The organism is Streptomyces sp. NPDC055962 (genome assembly GCF_042270185.1).
Taxonomy (GTDB): Bacteria; Actinomycetota; Actinomycetes; order Streptomycetales; family Streptomycetaceae; genus Streptomyces.
In genome coordinates, this window is record NZ_JBHJYN010000002.1 from 526,943 (window position 1) to 549,084 (window position 22,142).

At 71.1% G+C, this 22,142-nt stretch carries 14 protein-coding genes; all 14 read left to right on the forward strand.

Annotation, left to right across the window (positions count from 1 at the left end):
* Positions 1-55 precede the first annotated feature (55 nt).
* The 14 genes from ACFC51_RS07580 (at position 56) to ACFC51_RS07645 (ending at position 21,875) form a co-directional block, all read left to right on the forward strand.
* Positions 56-2,677: a valine--tRNA ligase gene (locus ACFC51_RS07580; protein WP_376378289.1), complete on the forward strand. Its 2,622-nt coding sequence runs from the start codon at positions 56-58 to the stop codon at positions 2,675-2,677.
* Positions 2,678-2,811: 134 nt separating this feature from the next.
* The gene (locus tag ACFC51_RS07585) at positions 2,812-4,335 is read left to right on the forward strand and encodes a bifunctional folylpolyglutamate synthase/dihydrofolate synthase (RefSeq protein WP_376378287.1); all 1,524 of its coding nucleotides are present in this window, start codon (positions 2,812-2,814) and stop codon (positions 4,333-4,335) included.
* A gap of 3 nt (positions 4,336-4,338) precedes the next feature.
* Positions 4,339-4,707 carry a DUF4233 domain-containing protein gene (locus tag ACFC51_RS07590; RefSeq protein ID WP_376378284.1) on the forward strand — a complete coding sequence of 123 codons (369 nt, stop codon included), beginning with the start codon at positions 4,339-4,341 and terminating at the stop codon, positions 4,705-4,707.
* 85 nt (positions 4,708-4,792) lie between these two features.
* Entirely contained in the window at positions 4,793-5,206 is a 414-nt protein-coding gene (ndk, locus tag ACFC51_RS07595) for a nucleoside-diphosphate kinase (RefSeq protein WP_376378281.1), read from the forward strand.
* 292 nt (positions 5,207-5,498) lie between these two features.
* Positions 5,499-6,518, forward strand: a complete 1,020-nt coding sequence (locus tag ACFC51_RS07600; RefSeq protein WP_073746922.1) for a rod shape-determining protein — start codon at positions 5,499-5,501, stop codon at positions 6,516-6,518.
* A gap of 97 nt (positions 6,519-6,615) precedes the next feature.
* Positions 6,616-7,650 (forward strand): rod shape-determining protein MreC, encoded by a 1,035-nt coding sequence (gene mreC / locus ACFC51_RS07605; RefSeq protein WP_376378277.1) that lies wholly within the window; start codon positions 6,616-6,618, stop codon positions 7,648-7,650.
* Positions 7,651-7,661: 11 nt separating this feature from the next.
* Entirely contained in the window at positions 7,662-8,324 is a 663-nt protein-coding gene (gene mreD, locus ACFC51_RS07610; protein WP_376378274.1) for a rod shape-determining protein MreD, read from the forward strand.
* A 79-nt stretch (positions 8,325-8,403) separates the two neighbouring features.
* Complete coding sequence (gene mrdA, locus ACFC51_RS07615) at positions 8,404-10,581, forward strand: penicillin-binding protein 2 (protein ID WP_376527487.1); 2,178 nt, start codon at positions 8,404-8,406, stop codon at positions 10,579-10,581.
* Positions 10,581-11,780 carry a rod shape-determining protein RodA gene (gene rodA, locus ACFC51_RS07620; protein ID WP_376378269.1) on the forward strand — a complete coding sequence of 400 codons (1,200 nt, stop codon included), beginning with the start codon at positions 10,581-10,583 and terminating at the stop codon, positions 11,778-11,780. Before mrdA ends, rodA begins: the two co-directional genes overlap by 1 nt.
* Positions 11,781-11,832: 52 nt before the next feature.
* On the forward strand, positions 11,833-13,359 hold the full coding sequence (locus tag ACFC51_RS07625) for a CHAD domain-containing protein (protein ID WP_376378266.1): 1,527 nt from the start codon (positions 11,833-11,835) through the stop codon (positions 13,357-13,359).
* A gap of 50 nt (positions 13,360-13,409) precedes the next feature.
* The gene (locus ACFC51_RS07630) at positions 13,410-15,335 is read left to right on the forward strand and encodes a TIGR03960 family B12-binding radical SAM protein (protein ID WP_376378263.1); all 1,926 of its coding nucleotides are present in this window, start codon (positions 13,410-13,412) and stop codon (positions 15,333-15,335) included.
* 75 nt (positions 15,336-15,410) lie between these two features.
* Positions 15,411-16,544: a hypothetical protein gene (locus ACFC51_RS07635; RefSeq protein ID WP_376527490.1), complete on the forward strand. Its 1,134-nt coding sequence runs from the start codon at positions 15,411-15,413 to the stop codon at positions 16,542-16,544.
* A 122-nt stretch (positions 16,545-16,666) separates the two neighbouring features.
* Positions 16,667-17,446, forward strand: coding sequence for a TIGR03936 family radical SAM-associated protein (locus ACFC51_RS07640; RefSeq protein ID WP_376378257.1), 780 nt, complete (start codon positions 16,667-16,669; stop codon positions 17,444-17,446).
* 229 nt (positions 17,447-17,675) lie between these two features.
* Positions 17,676-21,875, forward strand: a complete 4,200-nt coding sequence (locus ACFC51_RS07645) for a ribonuclease E/G (protein WP_376527493.1) — start codon at positions 17,676-17,678, stop codon at positions 21,873-21,875.
* Positions 21,876-22,142 lie beyond the last annotated feature (267 nt).

A 22,142-nucleotide genomic window follows, 5' to 3' on the forward strand; every position in this document is an offset into this window, starting at 1 on the left:
GTTACTCAACAAACCGGTTTCAGTGCACGACTGTGACGCCCCTAAACTGTGTGCCGTGACCGAGAACGCAGCGCAGCAGCCAGCCAGCATCCCCGAACTGCCGACCCAGTACGCGCCGGCCGAGGTAGAGGGGAAGCTGTACGAGCGCTGGGTGGAACGCGGTTACTTCACGGCCGACCCGGAGAGCGAGAAGCCTCCGTACACGATCGTCATCCCTCCGCCCAACGTCACCGGCTCCCTCCACCTGGGCCACGCCTTCCAGCACACGCTCATGGACGCCCTCACGCGCCGCAAGCGGATGCAGGGGTACGAGGCGCTGTGGCTGCCCGGCATGGACCACGCCGGCATCGCCACCCAGAACAAGGTCGAGCAGCAGCTCGGCGAGGAGGGCCGGTCCCGCCACGACCTGGGGCGCGAGGAGTTCGTCGAGCGCGTCTGGCAGTGGAAGGAAGAGTACGGCGGCAAGATCCTCGGCCAGATGCGCCGCCTCGGCGACGGCGTCGACTGGTCCCGTGAGCGCTTCACCATGGACGAGGGGCTGTCCGCCGCCGTCCAGACCATCTTCAAGCGGCTCTACGACGACGAGCTGATCTACCGCGCCGAGCGCATCATCAACTGGTGCCCCCGCTGTCTCACCGCGATCTCCGACATCGAGGTCGACTACCAGGACGACGACGGCGAGCTCGTCTCCATCACGTACGGCGAGGGCGAGGAGACGCTGGTCGTCGCCACGACGCGCGCCGAGACGATGCTGGGCGACACCGCGGTCGCCGTCCACCCGGACGACGCCCGGTACACGCACCTCATCGGCAAGCGGATCAAGCTGCCGCTCACCGATCGCACGATCCCGGTCGTCGCCGACCACCACGTCGACCCGGAGTTCGGCACGGGCGCCGTCAAGGTGACGCCAGCGCACGACCCGAACGACTTCGCGATCGGCCAGCGCCACGGCCTGGAGTCGATGACCGTCATGGACGAGCGCGGTGTCATCACCGTCGCCGGTCCGTTCGAGGGCCTCGACCGCTTCGAGGCCCGTTCCGCCATCGTCGGCGCGCTGCGCGGACAGGGCCGGATCGTGGCCGAGAAGCGCCCGTACGTCCACTCCGTCGGCCACTGCTCCCGCTGCCGCACGACCGTCGAGCCCCGGCTGTCGCTCCAGTGGTGGGTCAAGGTCGAGACCCTGGCCAAGGCCGCCGGTGACGCGGTCCGTGACGGCCGGGTCGCGATCCACCCCAAGGAGATGGAGAAGCGGTACTTCGACTGGGTCGACAACCTCAACGACTGGTGCATCTCGCGCCAGCTCTGGTGGGGCCACCGCATTCCCGTCTGGTACGGCCCCGCGGGCGAGGTCGTCTGCGTCGGCCCCGACGAGCAGCCGCCCACCGGCGAGGGCTGGACGCAGGACAACGACGTCCTGGACACCTGGTTCTCGTCCGGTCTCTGGCCGTTCTCCACGCTCGGCTGGCCCGAGGAGACCCCGGACCTCAAGAAGTTCTATCCGACCGACGTCCTGGTCACCGGCCACGACATCATCTTCTTCTGGGTCGCCCGGATGATGATGTTCGGTCTGTACGTCATGGACGGCGAGGCCCCGTTCAAGACGATCGCGCTCACCGGCCTGGTCCGTGACGAGCGCGGCAAGAAGATGTCGAAGTCCTTCGGCAACGTCGTCGACCCGCTGGACTGGATGGACACGTACGGCTCCGACGCCGTCCGCTTCACCCTGGCCAAGGGTGCCAACCCCGGTACCGACGTCCCGATCGGCGAGGACTGGGTCCAGGCCTCCCGCAACTTCGCCAACAAGATCTGGAACGCGACCCGTTTCGCGATGATGAACGGCGCGACGGTGGAGGGAGAGCTCCCGCCCGTCGAGAAGCTCTCGGCCACCGACCGCTGGATCCTGTCGCGGCTGAACAAGACCGTCGCCGACGCCGACGCGTTCTACGAGGACTTCCAGTTCGCCAAGCTCAGCGACGCCCTCTACCACTTCGCGTGGGACGAGGTCTTCGACTGGTATGTCGAGCTGTCGAAGACCACGTTCTTCGCCGGCGGCGAGCAGGCGCAGGTGTCCGCCCGGGTCCTCGGCGAGGTCCTGGACGTCACGCTCCGGCTGCTGCACCCGATCGTCCCGTTCGTGACCGAGCAGCTCTGGACGACCCTCACGGGTCAGGAGTCCGTCGTCGTCGCCGACTGGCCCAAGGACAGCGGCTTCCGTGACGAGGCCGCCGAGAAGGAGATCGAGCTGGTCCAGCAGGTCGTCACCGAGGTCCGCCGCTTCCGCTCGGACCAGGGCCTGCAGCCCGGCCAGAAGGTCCCGGCCGAGCTGACCGTCACCGGCACGGTGCTCGCCCCGCACGAGGCGGCCATCCGCCAGCTGCTGCGCCTGCAGCCGGCCGGCGACGGCTTCCACGCGACGGCCACGCTGCCGGTCGCCGGCGCCACGGTCGCCCTCGACCTGTCCGGCACCATCGACGTCGAGGCCGAGCGCAAGCGCCTGACGAAGGACCTGGGCGCCGCCGAGAAGGAGAAGGCACAGGCCACCGGCAAGCTCGGCAACGAGGCCTTCCTCGCGAAGGCCCCGGACAACGTGGTCGACAAGATCCGTGGCCGCCTCGCCAAGGCGGAGGCCGACATCGAGCGGATCAGCGCTCAGCTGGCGAACCTGCCCCAGGGCTGATGACCTGAAGCCGGAGCCCCCGCACCCCCGACCGACCGGGAGCGCGGGGGCTCCGCCGCATCCCGGGCCGTGTCCGCAGGGAGCAGGCAGCGGGCGCTGCGCGCGATGTCGGCGGCCATCCGTAGACTGGCCCTGTGAGTGAGCCCCGCCCTTCAGACCGGCACGACGCGTCCGACCCCGACGACACCTTCGCGGAGATCGTCGACGAAGAGACCCAGCGCGACCCCGACCTGGCGGTGATCGAGGCCGGGAGCCGGACGCTGCGCACCCAGTCGGGCCCGCCGCAGGGCGAGGCCGTCCCCGACCGCCCGGCCGACCCCGAGACCGACAGGGCGCTGCGCGAGGTCGAGCAGGAGCTCGCCGGCCGGTGGGGCGAGACCAAGCTCGAGCCGTCGGTGACCCGCATCGCGGCCCTGATGGACGTCCTGGGCGAGCCCCAGCGCGCCTACCCCTCGATCCACATCACGGGGACGAACGGCAAGACCAGCACGGCCCGCATGATCGAGGCCCTGCTGAGCGCCTTCGAACTCCGTACCGGCCGTTACACCTCCCCGCACGTGCAGTCGATCACCGAGCGGATCAGCCTGGACGGCGCGCCGATCGAGGCCGAGCGCTTCATCGAGACGTACAACGACATCAAGCCGTACGTCGAGATGGTCGACACCCAGCAGCCCTACCGGCTCTCGTTCTTCGAGGTCCTGACGGGCATGGCGTACGCGGCGTTCGCCGACGCGCCGGTCGACGTCGCCGTCGTCGAGGTCGGCATGGGCGGTACCTGGGACGCGACGAACGTCATCGACGCCTCGGTCGCCGTCGTCACCCCCATCTCGCTGGACCACACCGACCGCCTCGGCTCCACGGCGGCCGAGATCGCGGGTGAGAAGTCCGGCATCGTCAAGCAGGGCGCGACGGTGATCCTGGCCCAGCAGCCGGTCGACGCCGCGCAGGTCATGCTGAAGAAGGCCGTCGAGGTCGACGCCACGGTCGCCCGCGAGGGCATGGAGTTCGGCATCGTCTCCCGTGAGATCGCGGTCGGCGGCCAGCTGCTGACCCTGCGGGGCCTGGGCGGCGAGTACGACAACATCTTCCTCCCGCTCTACGGGGCGCACCAGGCGCACAACGCCGCGGTGGCGCTCGCCGCCGTCGAGGCGTTCTTCGGCATCGGCGCGGAACAGGCCCGCAGCCTGGACGTGGAAGTGGTCCGCAAGGCCTTCCTGTCCGTCCTCTCGCCGGGCCGCCTGGAGGTCGTCAGGTCCAGCCCGACGATCGTCCTGGACGCGGCGCACAACCCGGCCGGTGCCCTCGCCACGGCGGAGGGCGTCTCCGAGGCGTTCAGCTTCTCCCGGCTGATCGGAGTCGTCGGCGCGAGCGACGGGAAGGACGTCAAGGGGCTGCTCGAGGCGTTCGAGCCGATCTTCGCCGAAGTCGTCGTGACCCAGAACTCCAGCCCGCGCGCCATGGACGCGGACGCGCTGGCCGCGGTCGCCGTCGAGGTCTTCGGCAACGAACGTGTCCAGGTCGAACCGCGTCTGGACGACGCGCTGGAGGCGGCCATCACGCTCGCCGAGGAAGAAGCCGAATACGCGGGCGCCGGAGTCCTGGTGACCGGATCCGTGATCACGGTCGGCGAGGCCCGGCTGCTCCTGGGAAGGCGCTGACCTGTGCGTACGCTCTGTGCATCGACCCTGATCGGTGAATTCTTCGTCATCGGCTTCGCCGGGCTCGTCGCGATGAAGTCCGACGACATGTCCATGGGCACCGTCTGGACGGTCTGCGGCATCGGCATGCTGCTGTCCGTCCTGCTCTGCGGTGTGCTCACCCGGCCGGGTGGCGTGCAGCTCGGATGGGCGCTCCAGGTCCTGCTCGTGCTGAGCGGCTTCTTCGTCCCGATGATGTTCATCCTGGGCGTGGTCTTCGCGGCCCTGTGGTGGGCTTCCGTGCACTACGGCCGCCGGATCGACGAGGCCAAGGCGCGGTGGGCGGCCCAGGCCGAGGCGCAGGAGAGCACGCAGGCTCCGGCCCGGGGATGACGCTGTGTAAGCCCGGCCGTGAGGCCGTCGGCGTACCCCTGTAATCTCGCCCTCACCCGCACCGAAAGCCCGCAAGGAGCCGCACATGACTCAGCGCACCCTCGTCCTTCTCAAGCCCGACGCCGTACGGCGTGGGCTGATCGGCGAGATCGTCGGCCGCATCGAACGCAAGGCCGGCTGGACGATCACCGCGCTGGAACTGCGCACGCTCGACCAGGAGACCCTGGAGCAGCACTACGGAGAGCACAAGGGCCGCCCGTTCTACGAGCCGCTCGTGGAGTTCATGGCATCCGGCCCCGTCGTCGCCCTGGTGGCCGAAGGCGAGCGGGTGATCGAGGGCGTCCGCGCGCTGGCAGGCCCGACCGACCCGATCGCCGCCGCGCCCGGCTCGATCCGCGGTGACTTCGGTTCGATCACCCGGGAGAACCTCATCCACGCCTCGGACTCCGAGGAGTCCGCGGAACGAGAACTGAAGCTGTTCTTTCCCGGACTTTCCTGACTTCGGCTCCGCCAATCAGCGCTCATGACCTGGGCGACCGAAGTAATTCGGTCGCCCTTCGGCATAGGGTCACGTCTCGCGGGAACGCATCCCTCCGACGTAACGTCACCATGGGTGGAACGGGTAGCCGTTCTGCTCGCCATGGCGAAGGACCCTCGCGCTGTGTCCGTGCATACGGCACTACGATGGAAGCTTCCACGCCCGCAGCGCCAACCCTCGCCTACCTGAAACAAGCCATTCTTCGCTTCTTGGGAAGGCCCGACGCATCCTCATGGGGAACAAGGGGAACTCAATGTCGTTCATCGGCCGTGACATGGCTATCGACCTCGGGACTGCCAACACGCTGGTGTACGTCAGGGGGCGCGGCATCGTTCTGAACGAGCCGTCCGTCGTGGCCATCAACACCAACACCGGCGGAATCCTGGCGGTCGGCGCCGAGGCAAAGAAGATGATCGGCCGCACGCCGGGCAACATCGTTGCCGTGCGGCCACTGAAGGACGGTGTGATCGCCGACTTCGAGATCACGGAGCGTATGCTCCGCTACTTCATCCTCAAGATCCACAAGCGCCGCTACCTGGCCCGCCCGCGGGTCGTCGTCTGTGTGCCGTCCGGCATCACAGGGGTCGAGCGGCGCGCCGTCATCGAGGCGTCGACGCAGGCAGGCGCGCGCCAGGTGCACATCATCGAGGAGCCCATGGCCGCGGCCATCGGCTCCGGCCTGCCGGTCCACGAGGCCACCGGGAACATGGTCGTCGACATCGGTGGCGGCACCACCGAGGTCGCCGTGATCTCGCTCGGCGGAATCGTCACTGCCCAGTCGATCCGGGTCGCCGGCGACGAGCTGGACAACGCGATCATCCAGCACATCAAGAAGGAGTACTCCCTCCTCCTCGGTGAGCGCACCGCCGAACAGATCAAGATCACGATCGGCTCGGCCTTCGAGATGGAGAAGGACGAGCACACCGAGATCCGCGGCCGCGACCTGGTCTCGGGCCTGCCCAAGACCGTGGTCATCTCCGCGACCGAGGTCCGCAAGGCCATCGAGGAGCCGGTCAACGCGATCGTCGACGCCGTGAAGACGACGCTCGACAAGTGCCCGCCGGAGCTCTCCGGAGACGTCATGGACCGCGGCATCGTCCTCACCGGCGGCGGCGCGCTCCTGCGCGGGCTCGACGAGCGGCTCCGCCACGAGACGGGCATGCCGATCCACATCGCCGAGGACCCGCTGGACTCGGTGGCGCTCGGATCCGGCAAGTGCGTCGAGGAGTTCGAGGCGCTCCAGCAGGTGCTGGACGCCCAGCCCCGACGCTAGAACACGGCGTTCCGCCGTACGGGCACTGCCGTCCCGTACGGCGGAATGTTGGTATACAGGCACGAACATTCCGACGAGGAAGGCACGGCCGCCGCACGTGAGGGACACACGAGAGAGCCGGCTGCTCCTGGTGCTGCTGATCGCCATCGCATTCGCCCTGATCACGGTGGATATCCGCGGTGGCGAGGAGTCGCCTGTCGATGGAGCCCGGCAGGCCGCAGCCACGGTCTTCGGGCCGGTCGAGAACGGCGTCTCGGCGGCGGTGGACCCGGTGGGCAACGCCATCGGCGCCGTACGGGACTCCGGTGACCGGCACGACCGGATCGCGGCCCTGGAGCACGAGAACGCCACGCTGAAGACGAAGCTCGGCAGCGACGACCGCAACGCCAGCAAGGTCCGTCAGCTCGACACCATGCTGAAGAGCGCGGGGGCCGGCCAGTACGGCATCAAGGCCGCCGAGGTCATCGCCATAGGAGCGGCCCAGGGCTTCTCCTGGACCATCACCATCGACGCGGGGGCCGACGACGGCCTCACGCGCGACATGACCGTACTGAACGGCGAGGGACTCGTCGGCAGGGTCACGACCGTCGGCCCGAACACCGCGACCGTCCTGCTGGCCAACGACCCCGACTTCACCGTCGGCACCCGGCTGGAGAAGACCGACGAACTCGGCTTCGCCACCGGACAGGGCTCCCGGCCGCTCTCGGTCCAGTTCCTCAACGGCAAGGCCGAGGTGAAGAAGGGCGACCGGCTCGTCACCTTCGGCTCCAGCAAGGACAAGCCCTTCGTCCCCGGCGTGCCGGTCGGCCAGGTCGTCCGCGTGGACCCGTCCGGGGGAGACCTGACACGGACCGTCTACGTCGAGCCGTTCGTCGGCTTCACCAAGCTCGACATCGTCGGCATCGTCGTCCAGGCGCCCCGTGAGGACCCCCGGGACATGGTGCTGCCGAAGCAGCCCAAGAAGCCGGAGAAGCCCAAGCCCACCCCGACCGTCACCGTCACCGTCCAGCCGAACGGCGATCTCGTCGACGGCAGCGGGAAGGTCGTCGGGAACATCAACGAGAAGCCCGACGCCTCCGCATCGGGCAGCCCCGACCCGGCAGCCGGCGACGCGGCGAACGAGCAGGAATAGAGCTGATCCTCATGCGCCTGAACCGGACTCTGCTCTCCGTCGCCCTGGTCGTGGTCGCCCTCGTCATCCAGGTCTCCGTCCTCGCCCGCCTCCAGCTCCCCGGCGCCACACCCGACCTGCTGCTCCTCGTCGTCCTCGGACTCGCCTTCGTGTACGGGCCGGTCAGCGGCGCCCTCATCGGCTTCGGCGCGGGCCTCCTCGCCGACCTCGCGCCGCCCGCGGACCACGCGGCGGGGCGCTACGCCCTGGTGCTCTGCGTCATCGGCTACCTCGCCGGAATGGCCCGCCCCGAGACCGGCCAGCTCAAGTCGGCCTTCACCCCGATGGCGTTCGTCGTCGCGGCGGCCGTCGGGTCGACCCTGCTGTACGCCGGCGTCGGCGCCCTCGTCAACGACACGGCGGCCCGTCACGTGGGCCTGGGCAGCCTGCTGTTCACCGCCGCGGTGTACGACCTGCTCCTCGCGCCGTTCACGGTTCCGCTGATCATGGCGCTCGCGAGACGTACGGAGAACGACCCGGTCGCCGACAGCTCGGGCAGCGGTGACGTCGCCGCGGGCTGGCTGGCCTCGGGCACCGGGCTGCGGATCGGCAGCCAGCGTGGCGGGATGCGCCTGAGGGCGGCCCGCAGCCGCGCCGCACGCGCGGGAAGGATCAAGGGGGTCAAGCGACTGTGAGGCCGTACCGGCACCGGACGGGCACCGGGGGCAGCCACCCCCGCCCCTCCGGCCGACCCACCACCACCGGGGGCGCACCGTGAGCAACATTCCGGAGACCGGACGGACCCCGAGGGTCCAGATCCGTCTCGTCGTCATCCAGGTCCTCGTCTTCTCCCTGCTCCTGACGCTCGGCGGCCGGCTCTGGTACCTCCAGATCCGCAACGGGCAGGAGTACACCGACGAGGCCAAGAACAACCACGTCCAGCAGGTCGTGCAGCCCGCCGTCCGGGGTTCCATCCTCGACGCGCGGGGCGTCCCGCTCGCGGACAACGAGACCCGCCTCGTGGTCTCCGCCAGCCGCACCGAGCTGATGAAGATGAAGGACGACGGGGTCGCCGTGCTCACCCGGCTCGCCGACGTGCTCGACATGAAGCCCGAGGACGTCCGGGACAAGGTCCGGCTCTGCGACGCCAAGACCCCGCAGCCCTGCTGGAACGGCTCGCCCTACCAGCCGATCCCCGTCACCGACGAGGCCACCACCCAGCAGGCCCTCACGATCCGTGAGCGCGCCGAGGACTTCCCCGGGATCACCGCCGAACCCACCGCCGTACGCCGCTACGCCGCACCGGGCAAGGCCAACACCGCCCAGGTCCTCGGCTACCTCTCGCCGGTCACCGACGAGGAGGTCACCAAGGCCCAGGACACCGACTCGCCCTACCTCCGCTCCGACCAGGTCGGCCGCTCGGGCCTCGAGCGCACGTACGACAAGGAGCTCCGCGGCAAGGCCGGCGTCACCCGCTACGAGGTCGACAACCTCGGCCGCGTCATCGGCCAGGCCCAGAACGACGAGGCGGAGCCCGGGGCCAGCGTGGTCACCTCCATCGACGCCCGGGTCCAGGCCGTCGCCGAGTACGAGCTGAACAAGGCGATGGAGACCGCCCGCAAGGAGATGGACCGCAACACCAACGAGCTCTACAAGGCCGACTCCGGTGCGGTCGTCGTCATGGAGGCCAAGACCGGCCGGATCGTGTCCATGGCGTCCCTGCCGACGTACGACCCGAACGCCTGGATCGGCGGCATCTCCGCCAAGGACTACGCCGAGCTCACCGGCAAGAAGTCCAACTTCCCGCTGCTGAACCGGGCCATCCAGGGCACCGCGGCCCCCGGCTCCATCTTCAAGGTCATCTCCTCGACGGCCGCGGTCAACGCCGGGTACCCGTTCGACGGCAACTACCCGTGCCCCAGCTCGTACTCCATCGGCGGCCAGACCTTCAAGAACTTCGAGTCCCAGGGCTACGGGGCCATCAGCATCGGCCGCGCGCTCGAGGTCTCCTGCGACACCGTCTACTACGGCCTCGCGCACAAGGAGTGGGCGAAGGACGGCGGCAACAAGCCGAAGAAGGATCCGGCGGACTGGTTCTACAGGACCGCCCACCAGTTCGGCCTCGGCAAGGAGACCGGCATCGACCTCCCCAACGAGGTCTCCGGCCGCGTCCCCGACCGCCAGTGGAAGCAGAGCTTCTACGACGCCAACAAGACCTCGTGGTGCAAGCAGGGCAAGAAGGACGGCACGTACGTCGAGAAGATCGCGTACGAGGGCTGCCTCGAGGGCTACAAGATGCGCGCCGGTGACTCGGTCAACTACTCCATCGGCCAGGGCGACACGCTCGTCACCCCGATCCAGATGGCGACCATCTACGCCGCGATCTCCAACGGCGGCACCCTGTACGACCCGACCGTCGGCAAGGCCGTCGTCAGCGGCGACGGCAAGACCGTCCAGGAGATCGCACCCCAGGCGCACGGCAAGCTCCCCTTCAAGGGAGACACGCGCGACGAGATAGACGAAGCCCTCGCGGGAGTCGCGACCCGGGGCAGCGCCGCCTGGCGATTCGGCGGATGGCCCCAGGACAAGATCCCGATGCACGCCAAGACGGGCACGGCCGAGGTCTACGGCAAGCAGACGACCTCGTGGTTCGCCACGTACACCAAGGACTACTCGATCGTCATGACGATCTCCCAGGGTGGTACGGGTTCCGGCGCCTCCGGCCCCGCCGTGCGCAACATCTACAACGCGCTCTACGGGCTCGACGCCAGCGGCAAGCAGAACCTCAAGAAGGCGCTGCTGCCCACACCGCAGAAGACCCTGCCCACGATCAAGCCGGACGGGCAGATCGAGTCGCCCAAGATCAAGCCGTACACCCCGGAGCCTCCCGCGGAGGACGGCACCCAGGCGCTCGCGGGAGCCCTTCCCGTGTCTCCGGGGAGGCGCGACTGATGGCCGGTGCCGGTTTCTCCGTCTCGCGCTACGCCCCCGAGGAGCGCTCCGCCTGGGCCAAGCTCACCGCCCGTGACTCCGTCGTGCGGCGGCTGGACTGGACCCTGCTCGGCTCGGCGGTCGCCCTGTCGTTCATCGGCTCGCTCCTGGTCTGGTCGGCGACCCGGGGACGCGAGTCCCTCACCCACGGCGACCCGTACTACTTCCTGTTCCGGCACGCCCTCAACACCGGCATCGGCTTCGCGCTGATGATCGGCACGGTCTGGCTCGGGCACCGGACGCTGAGGGGGGCGGTGCCGGTCCTCTACGGCATCTCGGTCGTGCTCGTCCTCGCGGTCCTCACCCCGCTGGGCGCGACCGTCAACGGCGCGCACGCCTGGATCCTGCTGCCCGGCGGGTTCTCGCTCCAGCCGTCCGAGTTCACCAAGATCACGATCATCCTCGGCATGGCGATGCTGCTCGCCGCCCGCGTCGACGCGGGCGACCAGCAGCACCCCGACCACCGGACCGTCGCCAAGGCCCTCGGGCTGGCCGTGATCCCGATGGCGGTCGTCATGCTGATGCCCGACCTCGGCTCCGTCATGGTCATGGCCGTCATCGTGCTCGGGGTGCTGCTGGCCTCCGGCGCGTCCAACCGCTGGATCTTCGGACTCCTCGGGGCGGGCACCGCGGGCGCCCTCGCGGTGTGGCAGCTCGGGGTCCTCGACGACTACCAGATCGCCCGCTTCGCGGCCTTCGCCAACCCGGCGCTCGACCCGGCCGGCGTCGGCTACAACACCAACCAGGCCCGTATCGCCATCGGCTCCGGCGGGCTCAGGGGCACCGGGCTCTTCAACGGTTCGCAGACGACGGGGCAGTTCGTCCCCGAACAGCAGACCGACTTCGTCTTCACCGTCGCGGGCGAGGAGCTCGGCTTCCTCGGGGCCGGTCTGATCATCGTCCTGCTCGGCGTCGTCCTGTGGCGCGCCTGCCGGATCGCCCGGGGGACGACCGAGCTGTACGGCACGGTCGTGGCCGCCGGCATCATCGCCTGGTTCGCCTTCCAGTCCTTCGAGAACATCGGGATGACCCTCGGCATCATGCCGGTGGCCGGCCTCCCGCTGCCGTTCGTCTCGTACGGCGGGTCGTCCATGTTCGCCGTATGGGTGGCGATCGGACTGCTCCAGTCGATCAAGGTCCAGAGGCCGATGTCGGCCTGACCGGATCCTTTCCGCCCTGCATGTTCGCGCGCAGGGCGGAAAGATGCCTTTCATGGCGGACTCCACGCGCGAGGTCGAGCGGAAGTACGAAGCGGCTCCCGGAACCGAGCTGCCGGACCTGACCCGTGCGGCGGGGGTCTCGGCCGTCGTCCACCGGGGTCCGACCGAACTCGACGCCGTCTACTACGACACCGAGGACTTCCGGCTCGCCGCGGACTCCCTGACCCTGCGCCGCAGAACCGGCGGGGGCGACGCCGGGTGGCATCTCAAGCTTCCCGTCTCCGCCGACGTCCGCGACGAGATCAGGGCCCCGCTCGCCGACACCCTGCCGCCCGACCTCGCGGAGCTCCTCCGCTCCCGCGTGCGGCACGCACCGGTCGTGCCCGTCGTGCGGATCCTCTCCTCACGGGACGTCCACCACCTCCTCGACGAGGACGGCGCCCTGCTCGCCGAACTGAGCATCGACGAAGTCCTCGTGGAGCGCCTCACCGAGGAGGGCCGCGGCGCCACCTCGACGTGGACCGAGATGGAGGTCGAGCTGGCCGAGGGCGGCGACACGGAGCTCCTCGACGCCGTGGGCCGGCGACTGCGCAAGGCCGGCGTCCGGCCCTCCGAGGCACCGTCCAAGCTGGCCAGGGCCCTGGCCGAGACCGCCCCGCGGAAACGGCGGCGGACGAAGGAACAGCCCTCCCCCCGCACGGCGGGCGACCACGTGCTCGCCTACGCACGGCACCAGATCGCCGCTCTCGTCGCGCTCGATCCGGCCGTGCGCCGCGACCTGCCCGACAGCGTGCACCGCATGCGGGTCGCCACCCGACGGCTGCGCAGCGCCTTCAGGACGTACCGCCGGCTGCTCGACCGGACCGTCACCGACCCCCTCCGCGACGAGCTGAAGTGGCTCGCCGCCGAGCTCGGGGCGGACCGCGACCGGGAGGTCCTGGACGCCCGGCTCCATGCCCGGCTCGCCGCGCTGCCCGCCCCACTGGTCCTGGGCCCGGTGGACGCCCGGCTGGAGCTCGCCTTCGCCGCCCGGCGCACCGGTTCACGGCAGCGGGTCGCCTCCGTGCTCGACGCGGAGCGCTACCTGGCGCTGCTGGACTCCCTGGACGCCTTCCTCGCCGACCCGCCCCTGCTCCCCGCCGCCGCGGGGGCACCGGGTGACGCGCTGCCCCGCGCCGTGCTCAAGGAGTACGAGCGCCTCGCCGGCCGCGTCGGACACGCGCTGGAAAAGCGGCCGGGCGAGGAGCGGGACGTGGCCATGCACGAGGCGCGCAAGGCCGCCAAACGCGTCCGCTACGCCGCCGAGGCGGCCAGGCCCGCCCTGGGCAAGCCGGCCAAGCGGTTCGCCAAACGGATGAAGTCCGTCCAGTCGGTCCTCGGAGACCACCAGGACGGCGTCGTGGCCCGGGACGCCCTGCGCACCCTGGCGGTGCAGGCCCACGCCGCGGGGGAGCCCGCCTTCACCTGGGGAGTGCTGTACGGGCGGGAGGAGGCGGTCGCGGAGGCACGCGAGCGCGAACTGCCCGAGGTCTGGGCCCGTGCGTCGCGGCCGGGTCCGCGAGCGGCGCTGAAAGGCTGAGCACCGGGTTACGCTTGATGGTCACCCCTGCCAGCTACGAAGGTCCACAGATGTCTGCCGAGTCGGTCTTCCCGCAGCTCGAAGCTCTGCTCCCGCATGTGCAGAAGCCCATCCAGTACGTCGGCGGTGAGCTGAACTCCACCGTCAAACCGTGGGACGAATGCGACGTCCGCTGGGCACTCATGTACCCCGACGCGTACGAGGTCGGACTCCCCAACCAGGGCGTCATGATCCTCTACGAGGTGCTCAACGAGCGCGAGGGCGTCCTCGCCGAGCGCACCTACAGCGTGTGGCCGGACCTCGAGGAGCTGATGCGCGCGCACAAGGTGCCGCAGTTCACCGTGGACAGCCACCGCCCCGTCGGCGCGTTCGACGTGTTCGGCCTCAGCTTCTCCACGGAGCTCGGCTACACCAACATGCTCACGGCCCTGGATCTCGCGGGCATCCCGCTGGAGTCCAAGGACCGCACCGTCGATCACCCCATCGTGCTGGCGGGCGGGCACGCCGCGTTCAACCCCGAGCCGATCGCGGACTTCATCGACTGCGCGGTCATCGGCGACGGCGAGCAGGCCGTGCTGGAGATCACCGAGATCATCCGCGCCTGGAAGGCCGAGGGCCGGCCCGGCGGACGCGAAGAGGTCCTGTTCCGCCTCGCGCGGACCGGCGGCGTCTACGTCCCCGGCTTCTACGACGTCGAGTACCTCCCCGACGGCCGCATCGGTCGCGTCGTGCCCAACAAGTCCGGCGTGCCGTGGCGCGTGTCCAAGCACACCGTCATGGACCTCGACGAATGGCCGTACCCCAAGCAGCCGCTCGTCCCTCTCGCCGAGACCGTCCACGAGCGGATGTCCGTCGAGATCTTCCGCGGCTGCACCCGCGGCTGCCGTTTCTGCCAGGCCGGCATGATCACGCGCCCCGTGCGGGAGCGAAGCATCACCGGCATCGGCGAGATGGTGGAGAAGGGGCTCAAGGCCACGGGTTTCGAGGAGGTCGGCCTCCTGTCGCTCTCCTCCGCGGACCACACCGAGATCGGTGACATCGCCAAGGGCCTCGCCGACCGGTACACGGACGACAAGATCGGGCTCTCGCTGCCCTCCACCCGCGTCGACGCGTTCAACGTGGACCTGGCCAACGAGCTGACCCGCAACGGCCGCAGGTCGGGCCTCACCTTCGCCCCCGAGGGCGGCTCCGAGCGCATGCGCAAGGTCATCAACAAGATGGTCTCGGAGGAGGACCTGATCCGCACGGTCGCCACCGCCTACGGCAACGGCTGGCGCCAGGTGAAGCTGTACTTCATGTGCGGCCTGCCCACCGAGACCGACGAGGACGTCCTCCAGATCGGCGACATGGCGGTCAACGTCATCGCCAAGGGCCGCGAGGTCTCCGGGCAGAACGACATCCGCTGCACCGTCTCCATCGGCGGCTTCGTGCCCAAGCCGCACACGCCCTTCCAGTGGGCCCCGCAGCTCAGCGCCGAGGACACCGACGCCCGGCTGAAGAAGCTCCGGGACAAGATCCGCGACGACAAGAAGTACGGCCGCTCGATCGGTTTCCGCTACCACGACGGCAAGCCCGGCATCGTCGAGGGCCTGCTCTCGCGCGGCGACCGCCGCGTCGGCTCCGTCATCCGCGAGGTCTACGAGTCCGGCGGCCGCTTCGACGGCTGGCGCGAGCACTTCAGCTACGACCTCTGGATGAAGAGCGCCGGGAAGACCCTGCCGGACTTCGGCGTGGACGTCGACTGGTACACCACCCGTGAGCGGACGTACGAGGAGGTCCTGCCCTGGGACCACCTGGACTCCGGCCTCGACAAGGACTGGCTCTGGGAGGACTGGCAGGACTCGCTCGACGAGACCGAGGTCGAGGACTGCCGCTGGACGCCGTGCTTCGACTGCGGCGTGTGCCCGCAGCTCGACCTCGACATCCAGATCGGCCCCACCGGCAAGAAGCTTCTGCCGCTGACGGTCGTGAAGTAGACCCTCCGGGTGACAGCCCGGTGACGAACGCCCGGCCCGGGAAACCCTGGGCCGGGCGTTCGCGTCCTCCCCGGCATGGACCCCGACAAGCACCGCACGCCCGCGCCGTACGAGGGCGGGGAAGGCTGTCTGACCACCCTCATCAGGATTCCGGTGCGGATCGTGGTGCTGGTGCTCGTCCTGCCGGTACGCATGCTCTGGGACCTGCTCGTCGCGGGCGGCCTCTTCCTCGACCGGGTACTGCTGCGCCCCCTGGGCCGGGCGCTGCGACGGGTCCACGACCAGGTGCTCACCCCGGTGGGCAAGGTGCTCGCCTGGCTGGCCGTGGCCGTCCTCGTGCGGCCCTGGGTGGGGCTCTGGCGGTACGTCGTCGTCCCGGTCGTCCGGTACGGAGTCGTCGTCCCCCTGGTGTGGCTCTGCCGGGCGGTGCTCACCCCGGTCGGACACGGGCTGCGGTGGGTGTACGCCGAATTGCTCGTCCCGGCGGTGACCGCGCTGGTCACCCTCCTCCTGGTGTGGCCGGCCGTCGGGGTGTGGCGCCACCTCCTCAGGCCGCTCGGCATCGCGGGCGCGTGGCTGGTCACCACCCTCCTCGTGCTGCCCGTCGCGTGGGTGTACCGGAGTGTGCTGACGCCGCTGGGACACGGGATCGTCCGGACACTGGGGATGCTGGGGCGGGGGCTGGCATTCCTGGGACGGGGAGTGTGGACCGGTGCCGCATGGCTGGCCACCCTCCTCCTCCTGCTGCCCGTCGCGTGGGTGTACCGGCGCGTCCTGGCCCCCGTGGGCCGGGAGATCGTGACCGCCGTCGGCGTCGCCTGGCGGATCGCCGGGTTCCTCTCGCGCGCCGCAGGCCGCGCGCTGGCCTGGCTGGCGTGGCACCTGGTCGGAGCGCCGGTGGCCTGGGCCTACCGCACGGTGTGCACACCGGTGGGGCACTTCGTGCGTGACGTGGCCTGGGCGCCGGTGAAGAGGGCGGCTCTGGAGGCGGGACGCACGGCACGCGACGCCCTGGCCTCGGCCCGCGCGACCCTGCGTGCGGCACGCCGTGACGCATGGCGCGCCCTGGTCGGCCCGCCCCAGGTCACGGACGTGCGGGAACTCGACGAGTCCGCTGCGCGTACCCTGGGTAGGACAACGACTGTCCCCAGCGCGGCGCCCGCGCCCGAGATCTCCCTGCTCGCCGACCCAACGGTCGAGCGGGGGTGAGCCGGAGCGGCACCCCGGGGCACCCTGTACTTCGTGGGCGGCACGCCACCGCGGCCGCCCCGCACCGAGGAGAAGAACCACTGGGCAAGCGACAGCCCGAAGGCCCGCCGCCCGCACCGGCGGTGCAGCGCATCCGACTGCGCTACACCAAGCGGGGCCGCCTCCGGTTCACCAGTCACAGAGACTTCCAGCGTGCCTTCGAGCGGGCGCTGCGCCGCTCCGAGGTGCCCATGGCCTACTCGGCCGGCTTCACCCCGCATCCGAAGGTGTCGTACGCCAACGCCGCCCCCACGGGTACGGGCAGCGAGGCCGAGTTCCTGGAGATCGCCCTCACCGAGGCGCGGGATCCGGACACCCTGCGCAGGCTGCTCGACGCGTCGATGCCCGACGGCCTCGACGTGATCGACGCGGTGGAGGCACGTACCTCCGGCCTCGCCGACCGGCTCACCGCCTCCGTGTGGGAGATGCGGCTGGACGGAGTGGCCGTGCAGGACGCGGAGAAGGCCGTCGCGGCCTTCCTGGCCGCCGATACCGTCGAGGTCCAGCGCCGTGCGAAGAACGGCGTGCGCACCTTCGACGCCCGCGCGGCCGTCGCCGGTCTGGAGGCGTGTGATCCACAGCCTGATAGGTCCGGGGACGGGCCCTGTGCGATACTGCGGCTGGTAGTGCGGCACGTGACACCTGCCGTGCGACCCGACGACGTCCTGTCCGGTCTCCGAGCTGTGGCCGACCTAACGCCGCCGGTCCCCGCTGCGGTGACCAGGCTGGCGCAGGGGCTCTTCGACGAGGAGTCCGGCACGGTGACCGACCCGCTCGCGCCCGACCGCGAGGCAGCCCCGGCCGTAACCACGGCCGATCCGGCCGCCGCCGCGACGGCGCCGGAAGGTGCAGGTTCCGCGTAAGGCGGTCGTTGTAGCGCAGCCCTCGGACTCGGGAGCCACCTGGGTCGGGCCGCGCACCGCCCCATAAGACTTTCGCCAGGCCGTGCGTAGCGCGTACGGAACCGGCGAGCCAGACATCAGCTCCCGTGCGGCGCCCGCGCCCCGGACGGCGGTACCGCGCATCTCGCGCGCATCGCGCCGGACCGGAATCAGGCGCGGCGCCCGGGAGCGCGACGGGAGAACCGCCCGCATGCACGAGCCGAACGAATCCGGTACCACCGGAAACCCCGCACACGCGGAGGACAACAACGCCCCCGGGGACAAGCTGCCGCCGCGCCGCAGGCGCCGCGCCGCCTCCCGCCCCGCCGGTCCGCCCACGGGCGCCCAGGGTACGGCTGCCTCCGAGGACGTCACGCCGGCCGTGACGGCCGATGCCGAGGAGACCCCCGCGGCCGAGGCCGCGCCCCCGGCACGCCCGCGCCGTCGCGCCGTACGCAAGGCGACCGCTCCCGCAGGCGCCCCGCAGGCCGCCGAGACCACGGAGACCGTGGCCGCGCCCCCGGTGGCCGAGCCCGCCCCGGCCGAGACCGCCGAGCCGGCGGAGTCCGCGCCGCCGGCTCGCACGCGCCGCCGTGCCGTGCGCAAGGCGACCGCTCCCGCCGGTGCCCCGCAGACCGCCGAGGTCGTGGAGCCGGTCGTGGAGACCGCCCCGGCCGAGGAGGAGGCGGAGGAGACCGAGGAGGCCGCCGAGGCCCCCGTCGTCGAGGCCGCGCCCCCGGCACGCACCCGCCGCCGCGCCACCCGTAAGGCGACCGCCCCGGCGGGCAGCCCGCAGGAGGCCGAGCCCGTCGTCCAGGACACCGCCGTGGCCGAGCCGGCGAAGACCACGGAGGCAGCCGAGGCCGCGAAGGTCCCCGAGGCCGAGCCCGCCGCCGCGCCGCGTGGCCGTGCCAGGCGCCGTGCGTCCGCACCGGCCGGTGCACCGCAGGCCGCCGCCGGGACCACCGACGCCCCCGCCGCGGTCGTGGCGGAGCCGGTCGCCGAGCCCGCCCGGGACGAGGAGGCCGACCAGGCCGCGCCCCCGGCACGTACCCGCCGCCGCGCCTCCCGCAAGGCGAGCGCCCCGGCCGGCAGCCCGCAGCCCGTCGAGGAGGTCGCCGAGGCGACGGCCGAGCAGGCCGAGAGCCTCCCCGCCGCCGTCGCCGAGGAGCTGGCCGCCGAGCCCGAGCAGGTCGAGGAGGCCGCGCCGCGAGGCCGTCAGCGCCGCCGCGCCACCGCCGCGGCCGGCCGTCCCGAGTTCACCGGCAAGGCCGAGGAGCCGGCCCGCAAGGGCCGTCGCGCCACGCGCCCCGCCGTGGCCGTGTTCCAGGCCCCGGTCTTCGCCGAGCCGATGTTCCAGACCCCGGAGTCCGCGGCTGCCGCCGCCGCTGCTGCCGGTTCGGCCCCTGCGTACGACGAGAGTGACGACGTCCAGGAGCGGAAGACCCAGGAGCGGGCGCCGCGCAGGGCCGAGGCCCGTCAGCAGGCCGTCGAGGCCGCCGCCCCCGCCGAGGCCGAAGCGTCCGCCGAGGCCGCCGAGTCCGCGCCCCAGGGCGGTTCGCGCCGTCGCCGCCGCCGTCGTGGCGAGGCCGTCGAGACCGAGCCGGCCACGACCCCCGTCACCCTTCCGGCCGAGCAGACCGCTCCGGCCGCCGTCGAGGACGAGCACGAGGCCGAGACCGAGTCGGACGCCGAGCACGAGGGCGACGAGTCGGACGAGTACGGGGACCGTCCCTCCCGCCGCCGCCGGCGTGGCGGCCGGCGCCGCCGTCGCGGCGAGGCCAACGACACGGACGACGCGGAGCAGCAGGACGACGCCGCCGCCGACCGTTCCGAGGACGAGCAGCAGGCGCAGGACGACGACGAGGACGACGACCACGAGTCCTCCTCCGGCTCCAGCAGCAGCCGTCGCCGCCGTCGCCGTCGCCGTCGCAGCGGGGACGCCTCCGGCGAGGACCACGGCACGGGCTCGGACGACCCGGAGCGTACGGTCGTCAAGGTCCGCGAGCCGCGCAAGAAGGAGGCCGAGCGCGAGCCCGGCACCGGCTTCGACGAGGTCCAGTCCATCAAGGGCTCGACCCGTATGGAGGCCAAGAAGCAGCGCCGCCGCGAGGGGCGTGAGCAGGGCCGTCGCCGCGTCCCGATCATCACGGAGGCCGAGTTCCTGGCCCGCCGTGAGGCCGTCGAGCGGGTCATGGTCGTACGCCAGAGCGGCGAGCGCACCCAGATCGGCGTCCTCGAGGACAACGTGCTCGTCGAGCACTACGTCAACAAGGAGCAGGCCACCAGCTACGTCGGCAACGTCTACCTGGGCAAGGTGCAGAACGTCCTGCCGTCCATGGAGGCCGCCTTCGTCGACATCGGCAAGGGCCGCAACGCCGTCCTGTACGCGGGCGAGGTCAACTTCGAGGCGCTGGGCATGGCCCACGGGCCGCGCCGCATCGAGACCGCGCTGAAGTCCGGCCAGTCCGTGCTCGTCCAGGTGACGAAGGACCCCATCGGGCACAAGGGCGCCCGCCTGACCAGCCAGGTCTCGCTGCCCGGCCGGTACCTGGTCTACGTGCCCGAGGGCTCGATGACCGGGATCAGCCGCAAGCTGCCCGACACCGAGCGGGCCCGGCTGAAGACCATCCTCAAGAAGATCGTCCCCGAGGACGCGGGCGTCATCGTGCGCACCGCCGCCGAGGGCGCGAGCGAGGACGAGCTGCGCCGTGACGTCGAGCGGCTGCAGCAGCAGTGGGAGGAGATCCAGAAGAAGTCGAAGAACACGAGCAGCTCCAACGCGCCGACGCTGCTCTACGGCGAGCCGGACATGACCGTCCGGGTCGTCCGCGACATCTTCAACGAGGACTTCTCGAAGGTGATCGTCAGTGGTGACGACGCCTGGGAGACCATCCACGGCTACGTCTCGCACGTGGCGCCCGACCTGACGGACCGTCTGTCGCGCTGGACCTCCGAGGTCGACGTCTTCGCGACGTACCGCATCGACGAGCAGCTGATGAAGGCGCTGGACCGCAAGGTCTACCTGCCGAGCGGCGGCTCGCTGGTGATCGACAAGACCGAGGCGATGGTCGTCGTCGACGTCAACACCGGGAAGTTCACCGGACAGGGCGGGAACCTCGAGGAGACCGTCACCAAGAACAACCTGGAGGCGGCCGAGGAGATCGTGCGTCAGCTGCGGCTGCGCGACCTCGGCGGCATCGTCGTCGTCGACTTCATCGACATGGTGCTGGAGTCCAACCGGGACCTGGTCCTGCGGCGGCTGCTGGAGTGCCTGGGCCGTGACCGCACGAAGCACCAGGTCGCCGAGGTCACGTCGCTGGGTCTGGTCCAGATGACCCGCAAGCGGGTGGGCCAGGGCCTGCTGGAGTCCTTCTCCGAGACCTGCGTCCACTGCAACGGGCGCGGCGTGATCGTCCACATGGAGCAGCCCACGGCGGCCGGCGGCGGCGGTGGCAAGCGTTCCAAGAAGCGCGGCCGCGGTGGGTCGGGTCACGAGCACGAGCACGGCCACGAGCACGAGCAGGCCGAGCAGCCCTCCGAGGCCGAGACCGAGGCCGAGGTGGCCGCCGAGGTCGCTGCTCCGGTCGCGCTGCCCGAGCCGGAGTTCGTCGCCGACGAGGAGCTGTACAGCAGCCCGGCCGAGGCCGAGGCCGCCGCGTCGCGCGGCCGTGGCCGCCGGCGGGCGACCCGCAAGGCCACGGCTGCGGCCGGCACGCCGGCCCCGGTGGCCGAGACCGCCCCGGCGGCCCCGGTGGCCGAGCAGGCGCAGGAGCCGGAGCCGGTCGCCGAGACCCCGGTGGAGCCCGCGGCCCCCGAGGCCGAGGCCGCGCCCCCGGCGCGCACGCGCCGCAGGGCGACCCGGAAGGCGACCGCCCCGGCGGGATCGCCCAAGCAGGCCGACGTGACGCCGCCGGTCCAGCCGTCCGAGCCCGCGGCGGAGCCCGTCGCGGCCGAGGACCCGGTGGTCGAGGCCCCCGCGGCACCCGCTCCCGCGGAGACGGCGGCTCCCGTGGCCGACGAGGAGGCCGCCCCGGCGGCCCCGCCGCGTGCCCGCCGCCGGGCGACCCGCAAGGTCACCGCTCCGGCCGGGTCGCCGTCCGGTGCCGAAGAGGCAGCGGTCGTCGTGGTCGACAGCACCGACTCCGACACGCCCGACGCCCCGGGTACCGAGGTGTCGGAGCCGGAGGCCCCGGTCAAGAAGACCGCGGCGCGCAAGACCGCGAAGAAGGCCACGGCGAAGAAGGCGGCCACCAAGAAGACCGCCGCCAAGACGGTCGCCAAGAAGACGGCCGCCAAGAAGACGACGGCGAAGAAGGCGGCGACGAAGAAGACCGTCGCGGCCGAGCAGTCGTCGCCGTCCGTGAGCGTCTCGACGTCGTCCGCCGACTCGGGGCCTGCTTCCGACTGAGCCATTCGTGACCGGTTGTTCATCGATTCGTGTCCCGCCTCGAAGCCTTCGAGGCGGGACACGTGCTTTGTTTCAGAACTGATGCATGAGCCGGTTAACAGGCCTGAAATGGCCTGAGAAATCCCTGATAATGTGACGGCGGTCGCTGACTGTGAAGTTCTTGCAAGGGAATTACGGTCGGTAGCCGACCCGGTTCAGGACCGGCCGGGTCCAGTTTCCTCGGTAGGGCGTCGGCATTGTGCCGGTGGGGTTTACGCGCGGCCTCGT

Bases quoted from the DNA above. Each gene is read 5' to 3' on its own strand.
- ACFC51_RS07635 (WP_376527490.1), top strand. From the start codon at position 15,411: ATGGACCCCGACAAGCACCGCACGCCCGCGCCGTACGAGGGCGGGGAA.
- ACFC51_RS07630 (WP_376378263.1), top strand. From the start codon at position 13,410: ATGTCTGCCGAGTCGGTCTTCCCGCAGCTCGAAGCTCTGCTCCCGCAT.
- rodA (WP_376378269.1), top strand. From the start codon at position 10,581: ATGGCCGGTGCCGGTTTCTCCGTCTCGCGCTACGCCCCCGAGGAGCGC.
- ndk (WP_376378281.1), top strand. From the start codon at position 4,793: ATGACTCAGCGCACCCTCGTCCTTCTCAAGCCCGACGCCGTACGGCGT.
- ACFC51_RS07645 (WP_376527493.1), top strand. From the start codon at position 17,676: ATGCACGAGCCGAACGAATCCGGTACCACCGGAAACCCCGCACACGCG.
- ACFC51_RS07600 (WP_073746922.1), top strand. From the start codon at position 5,499: ATGTCGTTCATCGGCCGTGACATGGCTATCGACCTCGGGACTGCCAAC.
- mreD (WP_376378274.1), top strand. From the start codon at position 7,662: ATGCGCCTGAACCGGACTCTGCTCTCCGTCGCCCTGGTCGTGGTCGCC.
- ACFC51_RS07625 (WP_376378266.1), top strand. From the start codon at position 11,833: ATGGCGGACTCCACGCGCGAGGTCGAGCGGAAGTACGAAGCGGCTCCC.